The 12022-nt window shown below is 67.7% G+C and carries 7 protein-coding genes; 3 read left to right on the top strand and 4 right to left on the bottom strand.

Translation table 11 applies throughout. The annotated features are described in order from the left end of the window. The first annotated feature begins 106 nt into the window (after positions 1-106). Both B7R22_RS12250 and B7R22_RS12255 read left to right on the top strand, forming a co-directional pair. Entirely contained in the window at positions 107-1819 is a 1713-nt protein-coding gene (locus B7R22_RS12250) for a hypothetical protein (RefSeq protein WP_116412017.1), read from the top strand. Positions 1820-1828: 9 nt separating this feature from the next. Next, positions 1829-2734 (top strand): oxygenase MpaB family protein, encoded by a 906-nt coding sequence (locus tag B7R22_RS12255; protein WP_116412018.1) that lies wholly within the window; start codon positions 1829-1831, stop codon positions 2732-2734. Between the two features lie 291 nt (positions 2735-3025). Here the strand turns inward: B7R22_RS12255 and B7R22_RS12260 are convergent, their stop codons facing one another. Next, complete coding sequence (locus B7R22_RS12260) at positions 3026-5530, bottom strand: ATP-dependent helicase (protein ID WP_116412019.1); 2505 nt, start codon at positions 5528-5530, stop codon at positions 3026-3028. 145 nt (positions 5531-5675) lie between these two features. Here B7R22_RS12260 and B7R22_RS12265 point away from each other — a divergent pair, with 145 nt between their 5' ends. Continuing rightward, positions 5676-6491 (top strand): Bax inhibitor-1/YccA family protein, encoded by an 816-nt coding sequence (locus tag B7R22_RS12265; protein ID WP_116412020.1) that lies wholly within the window; start codon positions 5676-5678, stop codon positions 6489-6491. Between the two features lie 168 nt (positions 6492-6659). Here the strand turns inward: B7R22_RS12265 and B7R22_RS12270 are convergent, their stop codons facing one another. The 3 genes from B7R22_RS12270 to guaA are packed head-to-tail and all read right to left on the bottom strand — an operon-like array spanning position 6660 to position 12003. After that, positions 6660-8669, bottom strand: a complete 2010-nt coding sequence (locus B7R22_RS12270; RefSeq protein WP_116412021.1) for an ABC transporter ATP-binding protein — start codon at positions 8667-8669, stop codon at positions 6660-6662. After that, positions 8666-10402 carry an ABC transporter ATP-binding protein gene (locus B7R22_RS12275; RefSeq protein ID WP_116412022.1) on the bottom strand — a complete coding sequence of 579 codons (1737 nt, stop codon included), beginning with the start codon at positions 10400-10402 and terminating at the stop codon, positions 8666-8668. Before B7R22_RS12275 ends, B7R22_RS12270 begins: the two co-directional genes overlap by 4 nt. A gap of 44 nt (positions 10403-10446) precedes the next feature. Further along, a complete protein-coding gene (gene guaA, locus B7R22_RS12280) occupies positions 10447-12003 on the bottom strand; it encodes a glutamine-hydrolyzing GMP synthase (RefSeq protein WP_172582361.1) in 1557 nt (518 codons plus the stop codon). Between the last annotated feature and the right edge of the window lie 19 nt (positions 12004-12022).

The raw sequence follows: 12022 nt of genomic DNA on the forward strand, positions 1-12022 counted from the left end.
GACCGTCTCAAAGCCTACCCCTCCACAAGGGCGCGGTTTGGCGAACTGTCCACAGATCCCGTCGCGGCGCCGCGCAGGCGTCGGCAGGCACGGCAGTCTTTCCGGCATGAACCGACTGAAACGACTCATCGCCCTCTCCCTGACCGCACTCGTGGCGGCCGCGCTCACCCTCACCGGTGTCCTCATCCTTGCCCCTCCTGCGAATGCACTGCCCGTCGTCGGGCACGGCTTCGGGCACACGTGGAGGGTCGACGGCCGCTCCTGGCTCGGTTCGCACCGGCTCTCCGACGGCAATCTCGGTCTCTGCCTGCAGGTGCAGAACGCGCCGCCCGAGGGTACCGACGTGCAGTACCAGCTGGGCAACAGCCAGGGCTGGGTTTCCGCCGACGACGCAGCCCGACTCGCCTACATCGCCCGCCGGTGGTCGACCGAGCCCTACGGTGACGTCGCAGCCGCGGCGCAACTCGCCACGTGGGCCATCACGGGGCTGGGCGCCCATGACATGGGTTGGTACGCCCAACGGGCGAATGAAGACGCGGGGGTGGTGCTCGCCCGTGCCACCCACATGCGGGAGACGATGGATGCTCCGTTCGGAGCGTCCCGCGGTGTGACCGCCAAGCTGACCCTCGCCCTCTCCGATGCTACCGCGGGCTCGGTCCGGAGCGACGTGGTGGTCGACTACCTGAACGGCGGACCGACGCGCCTTCCCTCGGGCACCCGCACCGGCACCCTGACGCTCACCGGGGCGAGCTTCGCTGACGGGTCCACCGTGAAGCAGGTGCGGAACGGCCAGACCCTCCCCCTCACCCCGTCGGAGGGAACCGCGCTGAGCGACGTGACCGCCGACGTCGTCTACACAGACCTCGGCTACGGTGACGCGTTCTACGTAGCGAAGGCGCCGGCAGGTGTGCAGAGCCTCCTGGTACCGCCGCCCGGCGGCCTCACGGCTGGGGCGCACGCCCACGGGGGTGAGATCTCACCGCTGCCGTTCGCCCCGGCGGTGCAGACCCAGACGAGTTCGACGGAGGCCCTGGTCGGGGCGCACCTGTTCGATTCACTGGAGCTCGGTCTTGCGAAGGTGCCCAAGCTGACTGCCGATGACACGTCGACCGCTGATGACATGCCGGTCTCTGCCGGAACGCTGCCCGCCGACGAAACGCCACCTGCTGACGAACCCCTCCTGCCGACGACCCTCTCGGAGTGGGGCGTCTACCGCGATGAGGAGGGCGCACTCCAACCTGTGCCCGTCACTGTACGGAGCACACTGTGGGGGCCGTTCCGCGAGCAGCCGACGCTGCAGGCAGCGGTACCACCGGGCGCCGCAGCCGTCTGCACGGTCGCCGTGCTCGCCGACAATGGCCCGGGGAGCTATCGCACGCCTGACTGCATTCTGCCCGCCGAAGGTTTCTACGTCTGGACGGAGACGATCGACCCAGCGGACACTCCCGTGTCGAAGGGCGGCGGCCGCATCCGGCCCTGGTCATCACCCTTCGGAGCTGCCACGGAGGTGACTCTCGCTGTCACTCCACCTCCGCCGCCCGTCGTCACCGAGACTCCCCCTCCGGTTCCGCCGCTGCCGCCGGTCGCTCCGACACCGTCTGGCACGGCGCCGCCGACGGCGACTCCCGGGCCTCCGAGCCCGAAAGCAACACCTCCGATGCCAGGCAGCGGCCGGGACGCCGACGCGACGCTCGCATCCACGGGGCGGCAGGCTGACGCTGTGACCCCGTGGCTCGCTGGCGGTCTTGCCTTCGTCGTGCTCGGTGCAGCGGCCGTCGGAATGCTCGCGCTCCAGAGTGCTCGCAGGCGTCGCCTCTAGGCTTCAACAATGAAGCCCGACACCGAGCGTCTGTTCACCGACATCGCCGCAGAAGCCGTGCTGCTCGCCGGCGGCGGGCGGGCGATCCTCCTGCAGATCGCGAACCCCGCCGTCGGCTCTGGAGTCGCCGCGCACAGCGACTTCGCGAATCGGCCGCTCGAGCGCCTGGCGAACACGGTGACGTATGCGTACGCCACTGTGTTCGCCTCGCCCGACGAGCTGGCCGCGGTGGTGTCCCGCGTGAACCACGCGCACGGCCCGGTGGTCAGCCGCCCCGCCGAGCGGGACGAACTCGGCGAGCCGCTGGCTCCGCACGCTGCTGCTGCTGCTGGTGGCGGCGGCGGAAACGAGGGTGGCAGCGGGACCGAGGGTGGTATCCACGCTGGCGGCGGCGAGCGGCCCGGCGCGGCCTACAACGCCTTCGACCATCGGGCGCAGCTCTGGGTGGCCGCCACGCTCTATCAGACCGCGCTCACCGTCTACGAGAAGGTCTTCGGGGAGCTGGCTGAGGCAGATGCCGAGTACGTGTACCAGCGGTACGGAGTACTCGGATCCGCTCTCCAGATGCCGGCGCAGCTGTGGCCCGTCGACCTGGCAGCCTTCCGGGCCTACTGGGCGACGGCGGTGGCTGCACTCGAGGTCACCGACCCGGCGCGGCGCGTGGCGCACGACCTCCTGCACCCGCACACGGCGCCGCTGTGGCTGAGGGCCCTGATGCCCATTGTCAGACTCGTGACGTGTGGGCTGCTCGGCGACGACCTGCGCCGCGCCTTCGTGCTGCCGTGGAGCCCCCGCTCCCAACGCCGCTTCGACCTGCTCTTCGAGGTCGCGGCGGCCGTCTACCCGCGCCTGCCACCGCGCATCCGGCACCTGCCGCGCGATCGCTACCTGCGCGCGCTCCGCGCCTCTCTCTGACGGCGGCACACCGAGCGCGCCAGCACTGCCCAGCGTGCCGCCGGAGCACAACACCCCGCGTCACCTGCGCCACCGGAACGGCCGCGTCACCCGCCCCGCCGGAACGGCCGCGTCACCCGCGCAGCCCGTACAGCCCGTACAGCACCATTGACCGTGCCAAGCCGACACGAACGGGCGGCGCTGGCACCGCACGACCTCAAACACGTCGCCGTCTCGGCTCAGCTCCGACGGTTCGCTCTGGCAGCACTCGACAATCCTCGACCCTGCGAGTATCGACAGGGGCGGGTACGGTCAGAGTTTCTCGATCGGCGCGATCTTGATCAGCAGCTTCTTGGCCCCCGCGGAGTCGAACTGCACATGCGCCACACGCTTCGTGCCTTCGCCGGTGACAGCGTTGACTCGCCCCTCGCCGAAGTCGACGTGACGAATGCGGTCGCCGGCCTGCAGCTCGAGGTCACCGTTGTCGCGAACCTGTGCCGTCACGCGGTTCGGCCACTCGGCCTTCGGGCGCGACGCGGCGGCATCGGCGTCCCGGAACGACAGCGAATCACTCGCCCGAACCGCGCTCCGACCGTTGAACCCGCCGCCCGGGCGTGAGGCGTTGAGCGCGCGTGGCTGCGTCCCGCCGCGCGAGGTCGCCATGCCGGGCGACTGCCGCCAGTCGATGAGTTCGGCCGGAATCTCCTGCAGGTACCGGCTCGGCATCGCGACGGCGGTCTCGCCGAACTGGGCCCGCGTCATCGCCAGCGAGAGGTACAAGCGTTTGCGGGCACGGGTGATGCCGACGTAGAACAGCCGCCGCTCCTCCGCCGGGCCCCCGGGTTCGGTCGCCGCCATGCGGTGCGGCAGCAGATCCTCTTCGACACCGGTCAGGAAGACTGCCTCGTACTCCAGTCCCTTCGCCGTGTGCAGGGTCATCAGCGAGACCGTTCCACTCGAGTCGTCGAGCTCGTCGGCCGCCGCCACGAGCGACACCTCGGTGAGGAAGTCGACGAGACTGCCGCCGGGGTTGTTCTTCTGGAACTCCTTCGTCACGGCAACGAGCTCCTCGACGTTCTCGGCGCGCGCCTCGTCCTGCGGATCGCGCCCCGCGCGGAGTGCTGTCACGTAGCCGCTCCGGTCGAGCAGCATCGTGAGAACCTCTGCGACCGACACGACGGTGCCGACCGATCCGTCGTCGTCGGGCTGCTCGGGATCGAGCATCCCTGTCGCCTCGTCGAGCATCTTCGCCAGGTCGACGATCGCCGCGGTGACCTTCGGGCCGAGGCCCAGCTCACGCGCCCGGCGCATCGCCTCGCGATAGGTGACCTCGTTCGTCTCGGCGAACACGGCGAGGGCCGTCTCAGTCGCCGGACCGATTCCGCGCTTGGGTGTGTTCAGGATGCGGCGAAGGGCCATCGCGTCGAACGGGTTCGCTACCGCGATGAGGTAGGCCAGCACATCCTTGATCTCGGCCCGCTCGTAGAATCGCGTGCCGCCGAGCACCCGGTAGGGCACGGCGGATCGGATGAGGATCTCCTCCAGCGCACGGGTCTGCGCGTTGGTGCGATAGAAGACGGCCACATCCTTGTAGGGCGTGCCCTGCTCATGCAGCTTCGTCACCTCGTCGGCCACGAACTGGGCCTCGTCGTGCCCGCTGTAGCCCGTGAAGCCGACGATCTTCTCCCCGTTGCCCACATCGGTCCAGAGCTTTTTGTCTTTGCGGTCGAAGTTGTTCGAGATCACCGCATTCGCCGCGGTGAGGATGTTCTGGGTCGAACGGTAGTTCTGCTCCAGCAGGATGACCTTGGCACCGGCGAAGTCGCGCTCGAACTCCACGATGTTGCGGATGTCGGCACCCCGGAAGGCGTAGATCGACTGGTCGGAGTCGCCGACCACCGTCAGCGAGGCACCCGGCAGGGACGCCGTGCGCTGGTCGAAGCCGGGCTCCTCCTCGACGGGCAGGGTCAGCTCGCGGATGAGCGCGTACTGGGCGTGGTTCGTGTCCTGGTATTCGTCGACCAGGATGTGCCGGAACCGCCGCCGGTAGGTTGCCGCCACATGCGGGAATGCACGGAAGAGGTAGACCGTCTGGCCGATCAGGTCGTCGAAGTCGAAGGCGTTCGCCGCGCTGAGGCTCCGGGTGTAGTGCCGGAAGATCTCGACGAAGAGCCGCTCCTGCGGGTCGTCGAAGTTCGCACTGCGTGCATAGCTGTCGGCGTCGGCCAGCTCGTTCTTCAGCTTCGAGATCTTTCCGGCGACGCCCGACACGGTGAAGCCGAAGGTGTCAGCCTGCAGCTCTTTGATGATGCGCTTGATGAGCGTGCGCGAGTCGTGCGAGTCGTAGATCGTGAAGGCCTTCGTGAATCCGAAGTTCTCGGCCTCGCGGCGGAGGATGCGCACGCAGGCCGAGTGGAACGTCGATATCCACATGCCGTCGGCCGCCTGGCCGAGCAGTGCGCCGACACGTTCGCGCATCTCGGCCGCTGCCTTGTTCGTGAACGTGATGGCCAGGATCTGGCTCGGCCACGCTTCCCGGCTGTCGATCAGGCTCGCAATGCGACGCGTCAGCACACTCGTCTTGCCCGAACCGGCGCCGGCCACGATGAGGAGGGAGGGGCCGCGGTACTCGACGGCCTCCTTCTGCGGCGGGTTCAACCCATCGAGCAGAGCGTCATTGAACGAGGAACCCGATCCCGAGCCGCCCGATCCCGAACCACCCGAAGCCGAGCCTGCCCCACCGATCGCGCGGGATCGTGGGTTGTCGACGATCAGCGGCACGGACGAGGCGTCGGTCTGGGAAGAAGTGGGTGTCATGACACCTCAAGTTTAGGCGACGCCACTGACACCGGAGCCGAGGCGTTCCGGCTGCTGGCTGGAGGCTTGTCCGGAGCGAACATCCAGCCAATCTGCGGCCCGCACCGATAGATTGGTCGAAGCATCCACACGACACGAGGAAATCATGGCATCGGCTTCGAACAATCCCGCGTTCTCCCGGCTCCCGGTCTTCAACGGCAAGGGTCTGGAGAAAGATCCCACCTCGAAGGTGGCGACTCCCAGCGCCGACGGACTGCAGCAGATGTTCGATGGCCCCACGGCAACGGCCTCCGACACCAACCGGATGAGCTACGACGACGTGATCGTCAAGACGGGCGTGAGCTTCGTCGTGTTGCTCGCCTTCGCCGTCGTCGGCTGGCAGTTCCCTGTGCTCGCACTCCCCGCGGCCCTGGTCGGCTTCGCCCTGGCGCTCGTGAACATCTTCAAGAAGAAGCCCTCGCCTCCTCTGGTGCTCGCGTACGCCGCGGCCCAGGGCCTCTTCATCGGTGCGATCTCCGGTGTCTTCGAGACGCTCTACCCGGGTGTCGTGGTGCAGGCTGTCATCGCAACCGTCTGCGTCTTCGCTGTGACGCTCGCTCTGTTCGCGAGCGGCAAGATCCGCGCCTCGAAGCGCGCCACCAAGATCTTCCTCATCGCGATGATCGGCTACATGGTCTTCTCCGTCGTGAACCTGGTGCTGATGGCCACCGGCCTGCAGAGCACCGGCTTCGGGCTGAACAGCACCGTGCACATCCTCGGAATCCCGCTCGGGCTCATCATCGGTGTGGTCGTGACACTGCTCGCGGCGTACTCGCTCGTGCTCGACTTCGACGACATCAAGCGCGGTGTTGTCGCGGGCGCCCCTCGCATCTACGGCTGGTCCGCCGCGTTCGGCCTGGTCGTCACCGTCGTGTGGCTCTACCTCACGCTGCTCCGCACGTTCGCGATCGCCCGCAACTAACGCGGCCAGCGCTGCCGCTTCGCGCTGGCAGCGCACTCCGGTCCTCCGAAGGGCGGGTCCGTCACAGACGGGTCCGCTCTTCGTCGTTCCCGGACCTCGTTCCCGCCTTGCCTTCCGAACTCCCGCTCGCCGCACGCCTCGCGGGCGCAGGCGCAGGCGCAGCCCGCGTTACTCCGACGCGGTCGCGCCCGCGAACTGCGCGTTGTAGAGGTTCGCGTAGGCGCCGCCCGCGGCAAGCAGCGTGTCGTGGGTGCCCTGCTGCACGATGCGCCCCGACTCCATGACCAGAATCAGGTCGGCGTCGCGGATGGTCGACAGCCGATGGGCGATCACAAAACTCGTGCGCTCCGCCCGCAGCGCCGACATCGCGCGCTGCACCAGCACCTCCGTGCGCGTGTCGACCGACGAGGTCGCCTCGTCCAGGATCAACACCGACGGCGCCGCGAGGAACGCCCGCGCGATCGTGATCAGCTGTTTCTCACCGGCGCTCACGTTGTCGGCCTCGTCGTTCAGCACCGTGTCGTACCCGTCGGGCAGCGAGTGCACGAATCGGTCCACGTAGGTGGCCTGCGCCGCAGCGAGGATCTCCTCCTCCGTGGCATCCGGCCGACCGTAGGCGATGTTGTCGCGGATCGTGCCACCGAACAGCCACGTGTCCTGCAGCACCATCCCGGTGCGGCCGCGGAGGTCGTCCCGGGTCATCGAGGCGATGTCGGTGCCGTCGAGGGTGATCCGCCCGGAATCGAGCTCGTAGAACCTCATGATGAGGTTCACCAGAGTGGTCTTGCCGGCGCCGGTCGGCCCGACGATCGCCACAGTCTGCCCCGGCAGTGCGACCAGCGACAGGTTCTCGATCAGGGGGACGTCGGGCAGGTAACGGAACGAGACGTCCTCGAACACAAGCCGGCCAGCCGTGGCACCCGGGGTCGCGGCGGGCACCGGGTCCGGTGTCTGATCCTCGGCATCGAGCAGTTCGAACACCCGCTCGGCCGACGCGACGCCCGACTGCAGCACGTTGGCCATCGAACCGAGCTGGGTGAGCGGCTGGGTGAACTGCCGGGCGTACTGGATGAACGCCTGCACATCCCCGAGGCTCAGAGACCCGCTCGCCACCATCAGCCCGCCGACCACCGCGATCGCGACGTAGACGAGGTTTCCCACGAACATCATCGCCGGCATGATGATGCCCGAGATGAACTGCGCCCCGAAGCTCGCCCGGTAGAGCTCCTCGTTCTTCTGCCGGAACACCTCGTTGATCTCGCGGTGACGGCCGAACACCTTCACCAGCGCGTGACCGCTGTAGCTCTCCTCGATCCGTGCGTTCAGAGTGCCCGTGTGCTTCCACTGGGCTACGAACAGTTTCTGCGAGCGCTTCGCCACGACCGCAGTGATCAACAGGGTGAGGGGGATCGTGACCAGCGCGATGAGCGCGAGAAGCGGCGAGATCACGAACATCATGGTGATGACGCCGATCACGGTGAGAAGCGACGTCATGATCTGAGAGAGCGACTGCTGCAGGCTCTGCGAGACGTTGTCGATGTCATTCGTCACCCGACTCAGCAGTTCGCCCCGGGGCATCCTGTCGAAGTAGCCGAGCGGAAGACGGTTGATCTTGTCCTCCGTCTCGGCCCGCAGCCGGAACACTGTGCGCTGCACGACCCCGTTCAGCAGGTAGGACTGGCCCCAGCTGAACACCGACGAGAACACGTAGATCGTCAACACCATCATCAGCACCATGCCGAGCTGGGGGAAGTCGATGCCCGACCCGGGCGTCAACGTCACACCGCCGAGCAGGTCGGCCTGCGCGTTGTTGCCGGCCGCCCGCAGCCCCGCGATGACCTCGGCCTGCGTCTCGCCCCCCGGAACCTGCTTCGACAGGATGCCCGCGAAGATCAGGTTCGTCGCCGTTCCGAGCAACTTGGGGCCGAGCACGGAGAGCGTCACGCTGATGACAGCCAGCAGCGCAACGACGGCAATGAGCATCCGTTCGGGGCGCAACCTCCCGACCAGGCGCTTCGCGGAGGGGCCGAACGACTTCGACTTCTCGGCGGGCATCCCCGCACCGCCGAACGGGCCACCACCGCCCGGGCCCCGGCGCACGGGTGGACGGGGCACTGCAGCAGTGTCGTCGTCAGGAGCAGTAGAGACTGCGCCGGGACCCTTCCTCACGTCACTCATGCCGCCTCCTCCGCCGACAGCTGCGACTCCACGATCTCCCGGTAGGTCTCAGACATCTCGAGCAGCTCCGTGTGCGTGCCCCGGTCGACGATCCTGCCGTCTTCGAGCACCAGGATCTGGTCGGCGTCGATGATGGTCGACACCCGTTGGGCGACGATGATCATCGTGGCCCCGGCAACGTCACGCCGGAGGGCCGCCCGCAACCGGGCATCCGTCGCCAGGTCGAGCGCAGAGAAGGAGTCGTCGAACACGTAGATCTCGGGCCTCTTCACCAGGGCCCGCGCGATGGCGAGCCGCTGGCGCTGCCCGCCGGACACGTTGGTGCCGCCCTGCGCGATGGACGACTCGAGCCCGAGCTCCATCTCGGCGACGAATCCGCGCGCCTGCGCCGTCTCCAGTGCCGCCCAGAGCTGTTCGTCGCTGGCGTCGGGCCGGCCGTACCGCAGGTTCGAGGCGACGGTGCCCGAAAACAGGTAGGGCTTCTGCGGCACCAGGCCGATGCGCCCCCAGAGCAGGTCGGGGTCGAGGTCTCGCACGTCTACGCCGTCGACGCGCACCGAACCCGATGACGCATCGAACAACCGGGGCAGGAGGTTCACGAGGGTGGTCTTGCCCGACCCGGTGCTTCCGATGATCGCCGTGGTCTGCCCCGGGGCCGCCACGAACGTCAGGTTGCTCAGCACCGGCTCCTCGGCCTTCGGATAGGCGAAGCTCACACCGTCGAGTTCGACCAGGCCGTGCTCGGCGACAGAAAGAACGGGCGATGCCGGCAGAACGACCGACGACGGTGTCTGAAGTACTTCGGTGATGCGGTCGGCGCAGACGGATGCCCGAGGGATCAGGATCGCCATGAACGTCGCCATCATCACCGCCATCAGGATCTGGATGAGGTAGGTGAGAAAGGCCGTGAGCGTGCCGATCTGCATCGACCCTTCGTCGATCCGGAACGCCCCGAACCACAGCACCGCGACGCTCGACACGTTCATCACGAGGAGCACGAGCGGGAACATCAGCGCGAACAGCCGCCCGGCCCGAAGTGCGGTGTCGGTGACATCCCGGTTGGCGACCGCGAAGCGTTCGGTCTCGATGCGCTCACGAACGAATGCCCGCACGACACGGATACCCGTCAGCTGCTCTCGCAACACCCCGTTGACCCGGTCGATGCGCTGCTGCATCAGCCGGAAGAGCGGCACCATCCGAACGATGATGAGCGACAGGGCGACCAGGAGCACGGGCACGGCGACGCCGATGATGCCCGACAGCGGCACGTCGAGCGACAGCGCCATGATGACCCCACCGATCGCGAGGATGGGCGCGGACACCAGCAGCGTGCAGGTGAGCAGCACGAGCATCTGCACCTGCTGCACGTCGTTCGTGGTGCGGGTGATGAGCGAGGGGGCACCGAACTGCGACACCTCGCGTTCGGAGAAGTCGCCGACGTGGGTGAACACCGCCTGACGGAGGTCGCGGCCGAGTCGCATCGCGAGCTTCGCCCCGAAGTACACGGCCACGATGGCGCAGACGACCTGAACCAGCGTGATCGCCAGCATCAGACCACCGATGGCGAGAATGTACCCCGTGTCGCCGGTGGCGACCCCGAAGTCGATGATGTCGGCGTTCAGCGTCGGAAGATACAGCGACGCGATCGCCTGCGCGAGCTGGAACACCACGACACCCACGATCAACCGCCAATGCGGTCTCACAAAGGCGCCGATGAGCCGGATGAGTTTCATGCGCTCACTCTAAACCCGGCCCCCGACATCGGGGTGAGGTTAGCTCACTCCCATTCGATGGTTCCCGGCGGCTTCGACGTGACGTCGAGCACGACCCGGTTGACCCCGGCCACCTCGTTCGTAATGCGATTCGAGATGCGAGCCAGCAGGTCGTACGGCAACCGTGTCCAATCTGCTGTCATCGCGTCTTCCGACGACACCGGACGCAGAACGATCGGATGCCCGTAGGTACGACCGTCGCCCTGAACGCCGACCGACCGCACATCCGCGAGCAGCACCACAGGGCACTGCCAGATCTCGCCGTCGAGGCCGGCCGCTGTCAGCTCGGCGCGAACGATCGAGTCGGCCGCGCGCAGCAACTCGAGGCGCTCGAACGTCACCTCGCCGACGATGCGGATGCCGAGCCCGGGGCCTGGGAAGGGCTGTCGCCCGACGATGACCTCGGGCAGGCCGAGCTGTCGCCCGACAGCCCGAACTTCGTCTTTGAACAGAGCGCGGAGCGGTTCGACCAGCGCGAACTGCAGGTCTTCGGGCAGGCCTCCCACATTGTGGTGGCTCTTGATGTTCGCCGTTCCCGTGCCGCCGCCCGACTCCACCACATCCGGGTAGAGCGTGCCCTGCACGAGGAACTTGATCGGTTCGCTCGACGAGTCCGCCGCTGCTTCGAGCACGAGCGCCTCTGCGGCGCCCTCGAAGCTCCGGATGAACTCCCGGCCGATGATCTTGCGCTTCTGCTCAGGGTCGGTGACCCCGGCGAGAGCGTCGAGGAACTGCTGTTGTGCATCCACCGTCACGAGGCGCACACCCGTCGAGGCGACATAGTCCACCTCGACCTGCCGGCGCTCGTCGGCGCGGAGCAGACCATGGTCGACGAAGACGCACGTGAGCTGGTCGCCGACTGCCTCGTGCACAAGAGCGGCAGCGACCGCCGAGTCGACCCCGCCGGACAGCCCGCAGATGACCTTGCCGGTTCCGACCTGCTCGCGGATGAGCGCGATCTGGTCGGCGATGACGTTGCCGCTGTTCCAGTCGGCCGGGATGCCCGCGGCCGTGTGCAGGAAGTTCTCGAGAACATCCTGTCCGAACGCCGAGTGCTTGACTTCAGGATGCCACTGCACGCCGTAGAGGCGCGAGGTGTCGTTCGCGAAGGCCGCAACGGGCGTGGATGCACTGCTCGCGACGACCGTGAAGCCCTCCGGTGCCTTGGAGACCTGGTCGCCGTGGCTCATCCACACCGTCTGGTCGCCGGGCTGGCCGTCGAGCAGCACCCCGCCGTCGCCGGTGACCTGCATGTCGGTGGCGCCGTACTCGCGGAGCCCGCTGTGCGCGACCTCGCCGCCTAGTGCCTGCGCCATGACCTGGAAGCCGTAGCAGATGCCGAGCACCGGCACACCGAGGTCGAAGATGGCCGGGTCGAGGCCCGGCGCTCCCTCTTCGTAGACGCTCGACGGGCCACCGCTCAGAACGATGCCCACCGGCGACTTGGCTGCCACCTCTGCAGCGGTGATGTTGTGCGGCACGATCTCGGAGTAGACGCTCGCCTCGCGCACGCGCCGGGCGATCAGTTGGGCGTACTGCGCCCCGAAGTCGACGACGAGCACCGGGCGGGAGCGGCTGGCC

Origin of the sequence: Subtercola boreus (genome assembly GCF_003399635.1) — a bacterium.
Taxonomy (GTDB): domain Bacteria; phylum Actinomycetota; class Actinomycetes; order Actinomycetales; family Microbacteriaceae; genus Subtercola; species Subtercola boreus_B.